This window comes from Alteribacter populi, from assembly GCF_002352765.1.
In the GTDB taxonomy this organism is placed as follows: Bacteria; Bacillota; Bacilli; order Bacillales; family Salisediminibacteriaceae; genus Alteribacter; species Alteribacter populi.
The window spans coordinates 2,259,403-2,276,890 of the sequence record NZ_KZ293963.1 but is presented as its reverse complement, the minus strand read 5'-3'; the positions used below and the strand labels follow the sequence as shown (position 1 = coordinate 2,276,890).

At 40.5% G+C, this 17,488-nt stretch carries 14 protein-coding genes; 10 read left to right on the top strand and 4 right to left on the bottom strand.

What is annotated here, in order from left to right; genetic code table 11:
- Window positions 1–490: 490 nt before the first annotated feature.
- From CDZ94_RS11055 to asnB, 4 genes are all read right to left on the bottom strand, one after another.
- The gene (locus tag CDZ94_RS11055) at window positions 491–742 is read right to left on the bottom strand and encodes a hypothetical protein (protein WP_096437009.1); all 252 of its coding nucleotides are present in this window, start codon (window positions 740–742) and stop codon (window positions 491–493) included.
- A 35-nt stretch (window positions 743–777) separates the two neighbouring features.
- Complete coding sequence (locus CDZ94_RS11050) at window positions 778–1,137, bottom strand: single-stranded DNA-binding protein (protein ID WP_096437007.1); 360 nt, start codon at window positions 1,135–1,137, stop codon at window positions 778–780.
- Between the two features lie 16 nt (window positions 1,138–1,153).
- A complete protein-coding gene (locus CDZ94_RS11045; protein WP_096437005.1) occupies window positions 1,154–1,861 on the bottom strand; it encodes a transposase in 708 nt (235 codons plus the stop codon).
- A 777-nt stretch (window positions 1,862–2,638) separates the two neighbouring features.
- On the bottom strand, window positions 2,639–4,561 hold the full coding sequence (asnB, locus tag CDZ94_RS11040) for an asparagine synthase (glutamine-hydrolyzing) (protein ID WP_096437003.1): 1,923 nt from the start codon (window positions 4,559–4,561) through the stop codon (window positions 2,639–2,641).
- Window positions 4,562–5,047: 486 nt separating this feature from the next.
- Between asnB and cspD the strand changes: the two genes are divergently transcribed.
- From cspD to CDZ94_RS10990, 10 genes are all read left to right on the top strand, one after another.
- Window positions 5,048–5,245: a cold-shock protein CspD gene (gene cspD, locus CDZ94_RS11035; protein ID WP_096437001.1), complete on the top strand. Its 198-nt coding sequence runs from the start codon at window positions 5,048–5,050 to the stop codon at window positions 5,243–5,245.
- Between the two features lie 646 nt (window positions 5,246–5,891).
- On the top strand, window positions 5,892–6,455 hold the full coding sequence (gene hpf, locus CDZ94_RS11030) for a ribosome hibernation-promoting factor, HPF/YfiA family (RefSeq protein ID WP_096436999.1): 564 nt from the start codon (window positions 5,892–5,894) through the stop codon (window positions 6,453–6,455).
- Between the two features lie 840 nt (window positions 6,456–7,295).
- Entirely contained in the window at window positions 7,296–9,815 is a 2,520-nt protein-coding gene (secA, locus tag CDZ94_RS11025) for a preprotein translocase subunit SecA (RefSeq protein WP_096436997.1), read from the top strand.
- A gap of 52 nt (window positions 9,816–9,867) precedes the next feature.
- Window positions 9,868–10,972, top strand: a protein-coding gene (gene prfB / locus CDZ94_RS11020; RefSeq protein ID WP_096436995.1) for a peptide chain release factor 2 whose coding sequence is annotated in 2 segments (ribosomal slippage) — window positions 9,868–9,939 and window positions 9,941–10,972 — 1,104 coding nt in all. Because the reading frame shifts where the segments join, the coding sequence is not laid out codon by codon here.
- Window positions 10,973–11,626: 654 nt separating this feature from the next.
- A complete protein-coding gene (locus CDZ94_RS11015; RefSeq protein WP_232735862.1) occupies window positions 11,627–12,511 on the top strand; it encodes a YitT family protein in 885 nt (294 codons plus the stop codon).
- Between the two features lie 76 nt (window positions 12,512–12,587).
- The gene (locus CDZ94_RS11010; protein WP_096436991.1) at window positions 12,588–12,944 is read left to right on the top strand and encodes a c-type cytochrome; all 357 of its coding nucleotides are present in this window, start codon (window positions 12,588–12,590) and stop codon (window positions 12,942–12,944) included.
- Between the two features lie 700 nt (window positions 12,945–13,644).
- Window positions 13,645–14,331 carry a cell division ATP-binding protein FtsE gene (gene ftsE, locus CDZ94_RS11005; protein WP_096440764.1) on the top strand — a complete coding sequence of 229 codons (687 nt, stop codon included), beginning with the start codon at window positions 13,645–13,647 and terminating at the stop codon, window positions 14,329–14,331.
- Window positions 14,321–15,214, top strand: a complete 894-nt coding sequence (ftsX, locus tag CDZ94_RS11000) for a permease-like cell division protein FtsX (RefSeq protein ID WP_096436989.1) — start codon at window positions 14,321–14,323, stop codon at window positions 15,212–15,214. Before ftsE ends, ftsX begins: the two co-directional genes overlap by 11 nt.
- Before the next feature lie 218 nt (window positions 15,215–15,432).
- On the top strand, window positions 15,433–16,788 hold the full coding sequence (locus CDZ94_RS10995) for a murein hydrolase activator EnvC family protein (RefSeq protein WP_096436987.1): 1,356 nt from the start codon (window positions 15,433–15,435) through the stop codon (window positions 16,786–16,788).
- A gap of 248 nt (window positions 16,789–17,036) precedes the next feature.
- The gene (locus CDZ94_RS10990) at window positions 17,037–17,417 is read left to right on the top strand and encodes a hypothetical protein (RefSeq protein WP_096436985.1); all 381 of its coding nucleotides are present in this window, start codon (window positions 17,037–17,039) and stop codon (window positions 17,415–17,417) included.
- The last annotated feature ends 71 nt before the right edge of the window (window positions 17,418–17,488 follow it).

Sequence of the window (17,488 nt, the reverse complement as noted above, 5' to 3'; positions counted from 1 at the left end):
CTTGACTAGATACATTTCACGATCGGCCTTTTTTAAAAAATAAAATGAATATCCCCTTTGCTCAGAATTATGAAGGCATCAGCCAAGTTTAATATTTCACTTTTAATTATGGCTCTTTTCGTATGTATTGTTGCTTTTAATCTTCGCAGCTGAAATAAACTGCGACATCACCTACCGCTTCGGAAATACACTACGCTTTACGCGGAAAGCGACTGTCCGGAGCGGAAATCAATCTACTTCTATGTCGCAGTTTATATATTTTGTGTCAAGAACAACAATCTTTTAGAAAACAGCCTTACTTATAAAGACGAAGACACCACGACACTTCTACGGAAGTATAATATGCTTCTCATATGAATGATTTCTGAGCTAATGACATACTCATAAAAAATAAAAACCAGCAATGTCTAGAGTGGGGTGAGTCACTCGAGTATCATTGCTGGTATAGGTGAAGGGGTGGATATTAGGTGTTAATTTTGAGGAATGGAAGTTAGCGAGATGGAGTGTGGTGTGCCCACTCCATAAAGGAATGGAGGATAACTTCATCTGAATTAATGTTTTCAATATGTTTGACTTCAACGCTTGATTTTAATTCTACAATATCTTCCTGTAAAAATGTCATTTGTTCAATAGCTTCAGACATGGCATTGTTTAAAAGGTTCATATCTTTTTTACATACCATTTGGTTTTCGATTTGTGCTAACTTGTGGACAATTACTTTTAAAAGATCTTTTTCAGTCACTGACGATCTCTCCTTTATTGTAGGTTGTGGCGTGATCATTTTTGACCAGTCTCTTGGAGCGCAGAAGCGTTAGGGGGTTTTACCTGTAAAAAGGAGACACCCTCGGCTATCATATCCATAGTGAATATACGCTTTTGTTCTTGGTTTTCGTAGATTCTCGTTTGCAAGCGGCCATTGACACTAATCATTGAGCCCTTTCCGCAATAAGTAGCCAGTCTTTCGGCACTCCTCTTCCAAAGTGTGCAAGGGATAAAGTCTGTGTCGTACTCGCCTTTTTGGTTTTTGTAATTTCGTTGGACTGCCACAGAGAATTTTGATAAGGCTACACCATCCTTTGTATACAAAAGTTCCGGATCTTTTACAAGTCTGCCGACTAAGTTCACTTGATTTAACAATGGCTTTACACTCCTCTTATTTTTTATCTTCTTTTACTAGGCAGGATAAATTCCATTCTCTTTCGACATATTTTTTGTAATGTATATGACTAGGGACTGGAAAAAGTGAAGTAAGCTTTTCTTTTGAAAAAGCGAGGGGAAGGTTTCCGATCTTGTAATAAGCTTCGGGCAAAGTAGGGTCTTCCTGGTAGTTAGGTGGTGCTCGTGTAGCGATGTATTCTCTGTTTTCATAGTTCAGTTTTCTTGTCTGTTTTTCCTTGACGATCGTGGTCGGTAGATCGTTCGATAGAATGTAAGCATAATAGCTGCTCCAAGGGTAATCTTCGGGATGTTCTGTAAGAAAGGCTTCGCGAGGATTGTTATGAATGTACGCACTCACTTTCATTAATGCAAAGGACGAAGAGATTGGACTAGCAAAATAACGATCTTGGAAAACGTGACCACTAAGTTCATATTTTTTATTGAAGTAGCTGGCATACATCGTGTTTACGGAATGCATAACTTTACCTGGGGGGTCCTCTTTTGTTCCAATTAATAGGTGAAGGTGGTTAGTCATTAAACAAAAAGCATGTAGATAGAAATTTGAATAATGAAAGGCGTTATCTAAAAGGGAAAGGTATTTCATATAGTCACGCCTTTCCAGAAATAAATCCGTCTTCCGATTTCCTCTGCAAACAATATGGTACATCGCTCCCGGGAACCATTGACGTCGTTTTCTTGTCATTTCAATACACTCCTTTGGATTTCCATTTGATTAGATTTTAGTGGACATGGATGTTTCCTTTTGTGAACGATATATGATGGACAAGTGCTTAGTACTTTAAGTAGTGAAGTGAAGTATGAGAAGTATGGTCAGGTGAAACTTGAAGTTTGCCTAGGGCGTACTTAAAGTTTGTCTAGAGCATACTTAAAGTTTTGTGATAAAAAGGGGGAAAAGTGAGTAAAAAGAGAGGAAGCGTGTGAATTCGGGAAAAAAGGCCAAAAAAAAGTCTGTTTTGTCAAAACGCAGTATTGAGTAGTTGAAAAGCAGCCTTGATCCGAATTCACACATAAACATTCATGAACTTATTGCAAGTGAGTGGGTATTTATGTAAAGCTATGAACCTCTTGTAGGAGATTGAGGTAGCAATAAGTTACTCAGTTTCAATCAAGAACGAGGAAGCTCTTGATTAATAAAACTGATCAATGGAGTTTATTGGTTTTTACGTGGAAACAAAGGTGAGAAATGCAGGGAACTTTCAGTATGTGCGAGTAATTCTTGGTGGGTTAACAATAGTGAACACTTGGTGAAAATAGAGGATTGAAAGGGACCTTTGAACGATAATTAAGACGAATATTGTTGTTTTGTATCGTTCTTAAGTCATATTGTAAAAGTAAATGGATAAAATTGCAAGGATAAAATTAAAATTTTCAGAAAAAAGTTTTTGGCACAAAATTGTGCGGGGACTGTCCCCGCACAATTGTCCCCGCACAATTTTAGGAAATCTATTGACATCCTGTGTTAAATGATATCTTTTAATCGATCGTTTTCGATTGTTCGCAGACGGTGTGTACTTTCGATAAACTGTTTATGCCACAGGATATAGGTGAGTATAGTCCAGATCTTTCTTGAATAGTCGGCTTTTCCATTACGATGATCTTCTAGTAGCTGTAATGATGCTTTTTGATCAAACACAACTTTTGTTTCATCGATTTGAGAAAGAATATTTTTTGCCCAGTCGTACATTTCGTCTTTGAGCCAGTGGCGAATAGGCACTGGAAAACCGAGCTTTTTCCTTTCGACAACATGATCGGGGACTAAATCGGAAAGTGCTTCTCGCATCCAGACTTTGGTCTGTTTACGATTTACTTTTGCTGACATTGGCAGAGTTGAAGCGGGATCAAAAACTCCTGTATCCAAAAATGGCACTCGGAGTTCTAGGGAATGAGCCATTGTCATTTTATCTGCTTTGGTGAGAATGTCGCCGCGAAGCCATGTGTGCATATCAACATATTGCATTGTTGTGACAGGATCCCACCCTTGACGTTTTGCAAAGTCGTACAAAGGTTTCGTGTAAGCTAACGCTGTTTCTCCACCTCTTTCTCGTAAAAATTGCGAAGTTTCTTCAGGGTCAAAAATTCGAGCATTTCCTACAAAACGCTCTTCAAGTGGTGTACAGCCTCTTAGCAAAAAGCTTCGACCTTTAATTCCTTGTGGTAGACGAGAAGCGAACAACTTCAGCTGACGTTTAACACAGACAGGAAGGTAATCGAACATCCGTAAAGAATGTGGCTCACGATAAATGTTATAGCCGCCAAAGAGCTCATCAGCACCTTCTCCTGATAGCACAACTTTAGAGTGTTTACTGGTTTCTTCAGCCACAAAGTAAAGAGGAATCGCTGCTGGGTCTGCAATGGGTTCGTCCATATGCCAGATGATTTTAGGTAAAGCTTCCATCACTTGATCGACTGATATGGTGACGACGTTGTGGTCAATGCCTAACTTGTCAGCAGTTTTCCGAGCCACATCGGCCTCGCTATATCCGTAATCAACAAACTCAGCGGTGAACGATTTAAGGTCTGGTTTGTGTTGTTTCGTTAACGCTGTAATGGCAGTTGAATCAATCCCACCTGACAAAAAGGTAGATACAGGTACGTCACTGCGTAAGTGCAGAGCAACTGATTCTTCAATCGCTGAACGTATTTTAGCTTGAACTTTTGCTTTTGAACCTTCGGGCGCCTTTTTGGCACTTAGCATCGGATCCGGTTTAAAGTTAGGCTTCCAATAAGAATCTACCTGCAAATCACCGTCCGATTTTACTTCAATCATGTGACCGGGTGGAACTTTCCAAATGGACGTAGTCGTTGTATAAGGCTCAGGAGCAAATTGAAATGTCAAGTATGCATCGACAATCTCGTTATGGCTCTCTGGTCGCTGGCCTCTTGTATTTAGCAAACTCTTTTTCTCTGAAGCAAAAAGAAAAGAATCTCTGTCTTTTTTATAGAAAAAAGGTTTAATCCCAAATGGATCTCGGGCTCCGGTTAATGTTTCGTTTTCGCGGTCCCAAATTAAAAAAGCAAACATGCCTCTCAGGAGAGAAAACCCTTTTTTCCCTTTTTGGCGGAAGATTGCAAGAATGACTTCAGTATCAGAATAGGTATCGAATTCTAAGCCTTCTTCTATTAGAGATTTACGAAGCTCGGGAGCATTGTAAATTTCTCCATTAAATACGATCGTATAACGATCATTATCATACTGCATTGGTTGATGACCGTTTTCCAAATCAATGATACTTAAACGGCGAAACCCAAAACGAACGTATGGATGTTGGAAATAGCCACAGTCATCCGGGCCGCGGTGTGTAATCGAATTCGTCATTTTTTCTAAAGGGAACTCGTTCAATTGTTCCTGGTTATTTGAAAACATTGCTACAAATCCACACATAGGTGGATCACTCCTTCACGTATATAATATCGACGAAAAGAGTTAGTCGAAATTGATTAAGCAGTGAATGGCTAACTCATAAGCGTTTTATAAAAATTGAATAAATGAATATCTTTTATTTTCTAGGTTGCCCAAAAACTTGAATTTTTACGCTCCTCACTTGGCTCCTTGCAGCGATATCAATTGGAATCCACTTGTTTAACGCAAGAAAACAGCCGTTTGTTTCAAAATAAAGAAATTATTATTAAAAAGTACATAATGACTACAGGCAGATTTAAACGTTATAAATGATTCCACATATTTTATAAAATCCTTTAAACCAAAATAGGTTAAAAGTAATAGGTCTATTTACCATGAAATTGTGCGGGGTCTGTCCCTTGTCGAATTAGGGCGTTAGAAAGAAATTGACTCGGGTTTTGGGCATTGCTATATTATAGGTGTGGTCAAGCCACACGATTTTCAATACGAAGGGAATGTGTTAGGAACATGCAAGGAAAAGTAAAATGGTTTAACGCTGAAAAAGGTTTTGGTTTTATCGAGCGCGATGGTGGCGACGACGTATTTGTTCACTTTTCTGCGATCGAACAAGAAGGATTCAAATCTCTTGAGGAAGGTCAAGACGTTGAGTTCGAAATCGTAGAAGGAGCTCGCGGACCTCAAGCAGCGAATGTAATCAAGCTCTAAATATTCGCACACTTCCCTAAATAGAAGGTATTCAAAGTTGTAAGATCCCATCGAACGATTTTGCTATAGCTTTTTGTAAGGGACAAAATGTAAGCGAACACAAGCCCTCCTATGAACGGTGATCCGTTTGTAGGAGGGCTCTTCATGTTTCACAAACGTCAAATTGTGCGGGGACTGTCCCCGCACAATTTTGTGAATATGGAATAATTGAAGGAGTTCCCCCTTATGATTAACTGTAGGTCAGTTGATAACCTTTGCGGAAGCCTATTGAAAATAGAGGTTTATCATTACTTCTCGCGAGGTAAAGTCATTGTAATCTTTCATTAGTGTCTAATTTAGAAGTTTTTCAAAAAGTCCGAGCTTCGTGACTTCCGGTCTCCGAAGCTTCTCTGACTTATTGCTTCCTTTTTGAACAAGATACTTTAATGAAAGAATTGAAAAACTCTTTTTTATCGGAGGGGATTCAAACATTTTTTTTAAGGCACCGAGAACCCGCCGCATCATGTATTCACTACTTGCTTCAAAAGGGAGTTTATCTTCCGACTTAATCCGACAAAAAGTTTCAAGACTTTTCTGATAGTTAGAGAAGGATATCGGAGCCAGTATGAAGAATATTTAACACATAACCGAAAGGAGGAGTTTGCTTATGAATTACAACATTCGAGGTGAAAACGTAGAGGTGACTCCCGCATTAAGGGAATACGTAGAAAAAAAGGTAGGCAAACTTGAAAGATATTTCGATCAGACTCCATCATCAGATGTGCATGTGAAATTACAAGTGTTAAACAATGACCAACGAGTGGAAGTTACCATTCCAATGCCAAGACTACTCCTTCGCGCAGAGGAAACGCACACAGACATGTACGCTGCAATTGACCTTGTAATTGAGAAATTAGAACGCCAAATCCGTAAGCATAAAACGAAAGTGAATCGTAAATTTCGTTCTGACGATAGTTTGAAGTATATGTTTAAAAACGAGCTGGAACCAACATTGGAAGAAGTTCCAGAAGAGCCGGAATATGAGGAGGATGAAATCGACATCGTTCGTACGAAACGTTTTGACCTAAAGCCGATGGATGCTGAAGAAGCTGTCTTGCAAATGGACATGCTCGGTCATACCTTCTTCGTCTTCTCAAACTCCGTAAGCGGTGGTACCAACGTTGTTTACAAACGCAAAGACGGAAAATACGGTTTAATCGAATCAGAATAAGACGACATATTAGAGTAAAATAAATTCAAAAAGTCAATTCAAGAGAATAAAGTTAAGCTTTTGATTTAAAAGTAATCACCATCGCACGCTACTTGCCCGCTATGAAAAAGCCACTCATAGCGGGATTTTAAACGTTCATTACTTTGAGGGGATCCCAAAAAGTTGTTTTACAACTTTTTGGGATCCCCTTTTTTAAAACTCTTTTCGCATAGATTGTTGTTTTATATTGATAACTCGAAGGAGCTCCAGCGGGAAAAGCAACAATGGTCTTCTTGCGATGAGGAACCGCAGGAGCAGCTGAACACACCGTGAATCCGAACGAAGTGATGGAAGAATGGATGTCGCACATGTGCCCTGGGGTGAAAGAGTCCGCCTGTAGCGAATTTGAGCGATAATTTGATCAAAAAGCAACAATCTTTTAGAAAACAGCTTTTTAAAAAGATATTTTATAAGAGGACAGCTACCTTCACGCCGCTCGTTTCAAGGGAACAGCCCCCGAGATTTACAAAACAGGCGGTTTAAACTAACACTGTTTCAAATGGCAAAAAGCCGCCGCGCGATGCGGTTTTATCATTTGCACAGGCGACATACCATGCTAACAAGTATATTCCTGCTTGTCCCACAATTTCACACAAAATTGTGCGGGGACAGTCCCCTGAAAAGTCCCCCGAATGGAGGGGTGGGAATGAGGCAGCTGATTTTGGCTGTTCTTGTAAGGGGTGCGGGAAACTGATAAAATAAATGTTAACTGTCAGGCAGAGAAGGACTTTCGTTACATAAACTGACGATTTTACATTATGGGGTAACCCATTGCAATATACGAAAAGGGAGCAATGTCCAATGCTAGGTTTATTGAAAAAGGTCATTGGTGATACCGATCAACGCCAATTAAAAAAATGGCAAAAAACAGTTGATCAAATTGAAGAGCTTGGAGAGGATATGAAAAAACTCTCCGACGACGATTTACGAAAGAAAACAGATGAATTCAAAACACGTTATCAGGGAGGCGAATCATTAGACGATTTACTTCCGGAAGCATTTGCTGTTGTACGAGAAGGCTCTACCCGTGCCCTGAAAATGCGCCACTTTAACGTGCAATTGCTTGGGGGCGTTTGTCTCCATAAAGGCGATATTAGCGAAATGAAAACCGGGGAAGGTAAAACGCTCGTCGCCACTCTAGCGGTATATTTAAACGCCCTTACCGGAAAAGGAGTTCACGTAATCACAGTGAACGAATACCTCGTACGGAGAGACTCCACAGAAATGGGCAAGCTCTATGAATTTTTAGGGTTAACAGTCGGCCTAAACATAAGCGGCATGAGTAAAGACGAAAAACGAGAGGCATACAACTGTGATGTTCTTTATGGAACTAACAATGAATTCGGTTTCGACTATTTACGTGACAACATGGTTCTATACAAAGAACAAATGGTACAGCGCCCACTTCATTTTGCCATCGTCGATGAAGTCGACTCCATTCTCATTGACGAAGCACGTACACCGCTTATCATTTCCGGCTCCGCAGAAAAGTCAACCCAGCTCTATACAGCCGCGAACTCCTTCGTTCGTATGCTAAAAGAAGAGGAAGACTACACATACGATGAAAAAACAAAAAATGTCCAAATGACTGACGAAGGGGTAAGTAAAGCAGAACGCGCTTTTAATATTGACAACCTTTTCGATCAAGCGCATGTACAATTGAATCATCATATTAATCAGGCGTTAAAAGCTCACGTTGTTATGAAAAGAGACGATGACTATGTTGTAGATGACGGTGAAGTTGCCATCATTGACCAATTTACAGGCCGTATAATGAAAGGCCGCCGCTATAGTGACGGACTTCATCAAGCAATCGAAGCAAAAGAAGGGCTCGAAATTAAACGTGAAAGCATGACGATGGCATCCATTACATTCCAGAACTACTTCCGTATGTATGAAAAGCTTGCTGGGATGACAGGTACTGCGAAAACGGAGGAAGAAGAGTTTCGTAATATCTACGGTATGAATGTTATCGCAATTCCAACGAACGAACCCATCGCACGTGAAGACCGTCCCGACTTAATTTACAAAACGATGGACGCAAAATTCAAAGCGATTGTAGAAAAAATTAAAGAACTTAATGAAAAAGGTCAGCCGGTTCTGGTCGGTACGGTCAGTGTCGATACATCTGAGCTTTTATCTGCGATGCTTAAAAAGCGCGGAGTACGTCATAACGTGTTAAACGCGAAAAACCATGAAAGAGAAGCGGAAATTATTGAAAATGCCGGGCGCCAGCGTGGGGTTACAATTGCAACGAATATGGCCGGCCGTGGTACAGATATTAAACTCGGCGACGGTGTAACAGAATTGGGCGGACTTTACGTTCTTGGTACAGAACGTCACGAATCCCGTCGTATTGATAACCAGCTACGAGGGCGTTCCGGTCGTCAAGGTGACCCGGGGATGTCACAATTTTACCTTTCATTAGAAGACGTGTTAATGCGCCGCTTCGGTAGTGAAAACATGCGGAATATGATGGAGAAACTCGGTCTTGAAGAAGACCAGCCGATCGAAAGTAAACTCGTTTCCCGTGCCGTTGAACAAGCACAAAAACGAGTAGAAGGAAATAACTTTGATGCCCGTAAACAATTGCTGCAATATGATGACGTTATGCGCGAACAACGTGACATTATTTATGAACAACGAAACGAAGTGCTTGAGGCAGAGAACCTAAAACCAATTGTTGAAAAAATGACCGAGTCGACAATCGAACGTAACGTTCAACTATACACACCAGCAGATGATGTGCCAGAAGACTGGAATCTTCAAGGAATTGTCGATTATATTAATGCGACAGTTTTAGACGAGGTAGAAATTGCTGAAAAGGACATTAAAGGTCTTGAGCCTGAAGAAATCGTTGAATTAATTGTGGACAAAGTTAGTGACGAGTATAAGCGACGTGAAGAAAAATTCACTCCTGAACGTATGCGCGAGTTTGAAAAAGTCATTTTACTTCGTACGGTTGATTCAAAATGGACTTCTCACATTGACCAAATGGATCAACTTCGTCAAGGAATCCACTTACGCGCTTATGGTCAAAATGATCCGTTGCGTGAATATAAATTCGAAGGCTTCGAGATGTTTGAACAAATGGTTGCCTCTATTGAAGAAAATGTAGCCAAGTATATTATGAAAGCTCAAATCGAAACAAACCTTGAAAGAAAACCTGTAGCTGAAGGAAAAGCCGTTCACAAAAGTGCCGGAAATCAGCAGACAGAGGAGAAGAAGAAACGTACTCCGTATATTAAAGCAGAAACAACTGGCCGGAACGATCCTTGTCCATGTGGATCCGGGAAAAAGTATAAAAACTGCCACGGGTAATAAGAAAATGTGTGGAGGCAGGTGTACTGCCTCTCTGATGAGGTGCTAAGCGATGGAAATGTCGGAAATTAAACAGGAACTTACGATGATGGCTAAGCGATTAGCGGACTTTAGGGGGTCTCTTTGACCTAGAAAATAAGGAGACACGTGTTGCTGAACTTGATGAATTAATGGCGGAGCCTGGCTTTTGGGATAATCAAAATGAAGCTCAAAAAGTTATTGATGAAAGCAATCAGTTAAAAGAAAGCGTTGAGACGTATCGCAAACTTGAAGGAGTCTATGAGGATCTCGAAGTTTCCTACGAACTAGTAAAAGAAGAAGGAGACGAGGATTTGTTTGGTGACTTGGTTGAAGGTGTGCGGGATCTTGGCGAGCGACTTAATAAATTTGAATTACATCTCCTTCTTAGCGAACCTTATGATAAAAACAACGCAATTTTAGAACTTCACCCAGGTGCAGGAGGAACAGAGTCTCAGGATTGGGCTTCCATGTTATTAAGGATGTACACTCGCTGGGCAGAAGGTCAAGGATTTAAAGTGGAGACGCTGGATTACCTCCCTGGTGACGAGGCAGGTGTGAAAAGTGTGACGCTGCTAATTAAAGGTCATAACGCTTATGGCTATTTAAAAGCAGAGAAAGGTGTTCATCGTCTCGTGAGGATTTCACCCTTTGATTCTTCTGGCCGCCGTCATACGTCCTTTGCTTCATGTGAAGTAATGCCCGAATTAGACGACAATGTTAAAGATATTGAAGTGTCACCAGATGAACTTAAAATTGACACGTACCGCTCTAGTGGTGCCGGTGGCCAGCATGTCAACACAACCGACTCCGCTGTTCGAATTACACACGTGCCTACTAAAACGGTTGTAACTTGTCAGTCTGAACGTTCTCAAATCAAGAACCGTGAACAAGCGATGAAGATGCTCAAGGCAAAACTTCTTCAATTAAAGCTTGAAGAGCAACAGAAGCAAGTAGATGAAATTCGCGGGGAACAATCAGATATCGGTTGGGGAAGTCAAATCCGCTCGTATGTATTCCACCCCTACAATATGGTGAAAGACCATCGTACCAATCAAGAAACAGGAAACAGCCAAGCTGTCATGGACGGAGAATTAGCTCCGTTCATCGACGCTTACCTACGTTCTAAAATTAATTAACGTTACTCAAAAACAGCGGCCTCCAACCGCTGTTTTTCTTAAGAGTTAAGAAAGTACAAAAATCTACGCTTCAATGTCTAGCTCCAGCGACTAGTATTATTTCGTGAATAAGCTGTGGATTGTCTCGGGCGGATACACATCGGAGCATGATTAGCAGAGGAAGAGACAACTGCGAGGTCACTTTCGCCTTTTTTGGCGATAAGTCAAGTTTCCTATGTCGTACGACGCCAAGGCGCTTGCGCTTTCCTTTATAAGTAATGAGGTTTTTCTTCGATATAGCGGCGCCCCGCCCTTCAGCACATCTGTTCAGGGGTTTGTCCCCTTTGTTGAAGGTGAAAAATGTTTCCTAAGGGAAAAGGGGTCAGACCCCCTTTTCAAGACCCCCCTTTTTCAGTCCGTTAAAGCGTTACTTGATTCGCGTTTACAGGTTGTGAGGCCGGTGATATACTACTTGAGGATTTGCACCGGGCTTTAAGAAATAGCTTTGCGTAGCTGTTATAGGGATACTCGCAATATTGAAAGTACAACCTAAAATGACATGAGCTTTGATAATGGAGAAATAGGCAAAGCGCTCGTTCAATTTCTTAATGCAACATTGAGAATTAATCCTTTTTATTTTAAGAGAAATCAGGTGAAAACATCATGATGAAAGCAATGAAACGAAGAAGGGATCAACAGCCCTTGAATCCTTTCAGTAGAATTGTTTATGAATTTGCCCATGTCCTCGTGGGTTCAGCGATTGTCGCAATCAGTTTTAATATTTTCTTACTTCCAAACCGAATCGCTTCTGGCGGAGTTTCGGGAATTTCAACCATTGTAGAGGCAACGTTTGGTTTTGAACCAGCCTATACACAATGGGCATTTAATATACCTTTATTTCTAGCTGGACTCATCTTCCTTGGAGGTAGTTTGGTTGGCAGTCTGATGTATGGACTAAAAACGTTAACAGGAACGATTTTCTTACCGGCAGTGGTGTTTATGACACGAAACCTTGAACCTGCTACAGCAGACCCGCTTCTAGCTGCTATTTTCGGTGGAATTGGGGTCGGACTTGGTTTAGGAATTGTCTTTCGGTCGCATTCATCTACAGGAGGGACAGACTTAGCAGCACAAATTGTGAATAAGTATACGGGTATGTCGTTAGGTGTTTGTGTCTTTTTAATGGATGGTCTTGTTGTTATCACGGCCGCAATCGCCTTTGGATTTGAATTTGCCTTGTACGCACTCATCGGTCTTTTTGCGACCGGAAAAACCATTGATATTGTTCAGACGGGTATTGGTTACTCTAAAATGGCGATCATTATTTCTGATTACGAGGAGGAAGTCCGTCAAGGTTTGCTTACTCAAGTTGACAGAGGTGTAACGAAGCTGAAAGGATATGGCGGATACACAAATCATGAAAAACCAGTTCTTATGTGTGTAGTAGGTAGAAATGAGGTCACAAAATTGAAACAAATTGTTCAAACCATTGATCCGCAGGCGTTTGTGGTCGTTAGCCATGCTTCAGAGGTACTTGGAGAAGGTTTCAAAAACGATTAAGTAGGTTATAATAGATAGGAAGGTAACTTTGAAAAACCTACCAATTTTCACGTGGCTGTTAAGGAGGTAAAACAACATGAAAAAGTTTGTAGTTGCGATGTTGGGGACAGTTCTAGTATTGGGTGCTTGTGGTGCTGGAGACGACGATACTACCCCAATTGAAGAGGATGGCGAAGAAGCAGTAGAAGAAGCGGATGAGGAAACAACAGAAACATCAGGTGAAGTGGACCTTGCTGCTGGCGAGGAACTGTACGAGAAGAACTGTCTTTCTTGTCACGGAGGTGACATGTCCGGTGCTTCAGGTCCTGATATTCGAGGGAATTCTCAGGATGAAGTAATAGCGGCAATTGATGAAGGACCTGGCGGAATGCCTGCCGACTTAGTTTCAGGCGAAGATGCTGAGAATGTAGCGGCGTGGGTTACAGAACACTAACATAATGGAATCATATGAAACGAAGCGACTTTTTGACAATTTTGTCAGAAGTCGCTTTTTCGTTGTTCTTGGGCTTTTTTAGCGAATGAACTTAAAAGATGAAACGTTAAAAAAGCAACAAAGTTACAAGAGTAATCGTAATTTAAAACATATGGTAAATATAAGAATTTTTTTGTTTTTTTGTTATATTGGCGGATTATGTCATGATTTGAAATGAAATTGTAAAGAAAATAATCTCGAATTATTTTTTATTGATGATATAATGTTGAATTGTGGAGGTTTAGTTATTTATTTTTTAAGTGTACATATTACCCTTGTGATTTTTTAGAAGAAATAAACTACTCCTTGTATTTTGTTTTTCTACAATACACCTTATATCCCAAATTCAAAAAAATATTCGACAACATTTACTCTATATATTCGATAATCACAGCAAAGAATTTCTACAAAACCTGCGATTGGTTTATATTAAAATGGCAGGGATAATGTAGCCTGCGAAGACTCGCGCAACCACTAACGTAGGCTAAAAGTCCATTTATGGTAACGCACTAGTGGCGAATCATCGTAGTGAAGCAGAAGCATCGTCCTGTGCGTCGTAACGAAGAGTAGCGACGGCTGTATTTTCGTGCTTTTTAACAATATTTGTCAGCTGTAGTGTAGGGAGTCAACTAAGAGAATTATGAAAGCAGGATGTGATATTTTGATTAACATGAAGGAAGTTTGGAAGACGTATCCCAATGGCGTGATGGCCATAAATGGGATCGATATTCATATAGAAAAAAGTGAATTTGTTTATGTGGTAGGTCCGAGTGGTGCAGGGAAATCAACGTTCATTAAACTAATGTACCGAGAAGAAAAACCGACCCGAGGGACGATAACCATTAACGGAAAAGAGTTAGCAAAAATTAAGGAGAGACACATTCCTTATTTAAGAAGAGATATCGGGGTGGTTTTCCAAGATTTTAAGTTACTACCAACTCTCTCAGTCTATGAAAACGTTGCCTTTGCTCTAGAAGTAATCGAGGAAAGTAAAGCAAATATTCGCAAACGTGTCATGCATGTACTAGACATTGTGCGATTGAAAAATAAAGCCCGGTTTCTCCCACATGAACTTTCCGGGGGAGAACAGCAGCGTGTAGCCATAGCTAGAGCCATTGTAAACAGCCCTTCTGTATTGATCGCCGATGAGCCAACAGGAAACCTTGATCCGGAAACATCAGGAGAGATTATGCAAATCCTTGAGGAAATAAACGATCGAGGGACCACTATTGTTATGGCTACCCATAATCGAGATATTGTAAACAGCATGCGAAAGCGAGTAATCGCCATTGAAGGCGGCCGAATCGCGCGTGATGAGGCAAGGGGGCAATACGGTTATGAAAGGTAGAACCCTTACTCGCCACATAAAAGAAGGTGGAAAGAACCTAGCTAGAAACGGTTGGATGACATTTGCTTCGATCAGTGCTGTAACCATTATGCTATTAGTTGTAGGTGCTTTCCTCCTTCTTATTATGAATATGAACCATTTCGCTGAAAGCCTTGAGGACGATGTTGAATTACGTGTGTTTATCGAGCTTACAGCAGATGATGAAAATCATGAACAGCTGGAAAACGAGCTGCATGACATTGGAAATGTAGATTCAGTGGAGTTTGTACCTAGGGAGGAAGGATTAGAGAGTCTGATTACAAGCTTAGGAGAACAAGGTCAGATTTTTGAGTCATTAAGGGAAGAAAACCCATTAAACGATGTCTTCGTTGTACAAGCAGAACAACCGCAACAAACAGAGTTATTAGCAGAAGAAATTGAAACCCTAAACTATGTTGACGATGTAGAGTATGGGGCAGATATTGTTGACCAGCTATTCTCTGTTACTAATATAGTGCGAATAGCGGGAATCACATTAGTTGCAGGCTTAATGTTCACAGCGATGTTCTTAATAGCTAATACGATTAAAATCACGATTATTGCCCGTAAACGCGAGATCCAAATTATGAAACTAGTAGGTGCAACAAACGGCTTTATACGCTGGCCTTTCTTTGTGGAAGGGTTGCTACTTGGAGTATTAGGATCGATTATCCCGATCAGTGCCTTAGCTTATGGTTACAAAAAACTCTTAGAAACTGTCGAGGCAACTCCTGAACTACTGTTTATTGAGATGCTTCCTACCTACCCGTTAGTCATACAAGTTGGGGGGCTACTACTTGGAATTGGCGTGTTTATCGGAATTTGGGGATGCATGATGAGCGTTCGGAAATTCTTGAAAGTATAAGTGTGAGTTCAAAAAGGAGGGCAATCAGAGCCGAAAAGTCGAGGGGTGACGCAATGTGTTTCCCTAGGGTGGGGTGACCTCTACGTTTGCCACAGAGCCTTGTGGTTCTTTCGACAGCTTTGATTCCCGGACTTTTTTGAGTGTCCTCTGTAAGAAAAAGTTTTGTCTATTTCCGTGGAAATAAATCATATAGGTTCGAATTAAGGGGGAAATTTTCAGTGAATCGTAGATTGGTATTTTTGTCGCTAGCATTCATACTTGCTTTCTCGACTTTTATAAGTGGGAATAGTAGTTTTGTTGTTGAAGCAAACACAGGTGATAAACTTAAAGAAGAAATTGAAGAAAACCGAAAAGCGCAAGAAAAGAAGCGAGAAGAAGCGGAACAAACTGAAGCTGAATTGGATCAGCTTGAAGAAGAAATTGAAGAAGTACAAGTAGAAATTCGTGAGTTGGACGAGCGTACTCAGCAAACGAATCAAGAAATTCGTGATAAACAAGCTGAGATTGATGAAACCAATGAAAAAATTGACGAATTACGTGAAGAGATTGAAGTTTTGGAAGAGCGAATTGCTGAGCGGGACGAGCTCTTAAAAGACCGGGTAAACTCGATGTACAAAAATGGTGGAGCGGTTAATTACTTAGAAGTTGTTCTCGGAGCACAAAGCTTTGGAGACCTTATTGAACGAGTAAATGCGTTAAGTACAATTTCTCGTCAAGATCGTAATATCTTAGAACAACACATTGAAGATAAAGAAGCTTTAGAAAATGCGAAAATAGAAATCGAAGAACAGCTTGAGAACTTGGAAAATCAAATGATTGAATTAGAAAATCTTCGTGCTGAGCTTGAAGTTCAAACTGAGGAGAAATCGGGTTTAGTTAACAAGCTAGAAGAAAAAGGGTTTAACCTTCATGATGAGGTCCTTTCCCTCGAGGAAGAACAATCAATTTTAGCTGACCAAGAAGCAGCTGCTAAGCAAGAACTTGAAAATTGGGAAGAAGAACAACGTAAGAAAAAGGAAGAAGAAGAGCGTAAGAAAAAAGAAGAAGAGCGTAAAAAGCAGGAAGAGAGTTCAAACAATAGTACAAGCAGGGGTGACTCTTCATCTTCATCTTCATCTTCTAGTAACTCCAGCGGTTCTTCTGCTGCAGCGCCGAGTGATACGGGTGGAACACTAATGGTTCCAGCTACCGGACGTGTCACATCTGAATATGGATATCGTCCAACCTTTGGAAGACAACACCACGGCATTGATATTGGTCAAGGTGGCCGTTCAAATGTACCGGTTGTATCAGCTGAAAGTGGACAAGTATCTTATGCAGGTGTCATGAGTGGATATGGAAATACTGTAATGGTGACACATAACGTCAATGGTCAAACAATAACAACTTTATATGCACATTTAGATTCTATTGGCGTCTCTCAGGGCCAAAGTGTAAGCCGTGGTGAACAAGTAGGGATTATGGGAAATACCGGAGTCTCAACAGGTCCTCACTTACACTTTGAAGTTCACGAAGGCGGCTGGAACGCAGCGAAATCAAACTCTGTTGACCCACGAAACTACGTTAATTTTTAAAATGTAAAACAAATAGACAGGATAAACCACACCTCCTTTAGAAGCTTTCTAGAGAAGGTGTGGTTTTTACTATATCCTATGTATACAAGGGGGAAGTTCGATAATTCGAAAACTCAGGGCGAAATAGTCCGTGTGCTGTATAATAAGCTGCTTCTGTGTTATCCGGAGGAGAGTCCGGATCTTATATGTTATTTGGATTACGATTTTTAGATTTTTGACGAACCTTAATAAGGAGAGGGGAATTAGTATTGTTTATTACTACTGGCCTGCCTATTGTCGTCGGAGTAATTACGTTATTTACTGTGTTGTATATTCATATACTCATTGAACGAGTGTTTCATCGAGACGAATCGTTGCACATTCTTCATTTCCCCAATGTGATGTTTACAGCTTTGTTGTTTGCTGTGACTTCAATAACGATTAACGGTTTCCTCTTAAATGGTGTCTTAGATAATGGTTGGAAACCAGTTCTGATAAATGGCTTTCTCCTACCGTTCCCTGTAATAATAATTGTATATTGTATCGTAGCGCCGATCTTTCGGAATGCATTGAAAAGGTATGTAACTGTTAAAGGGAGTAACATTGTTTACTTAAAGAAAAGATTGATAAAAAACGAAAATACTGAATGAATGAGGTGGGAATGGAACCTCAACATAAATACCTGTACTTTGCATATAATAAGTCGAGTTTTTGTACAAAG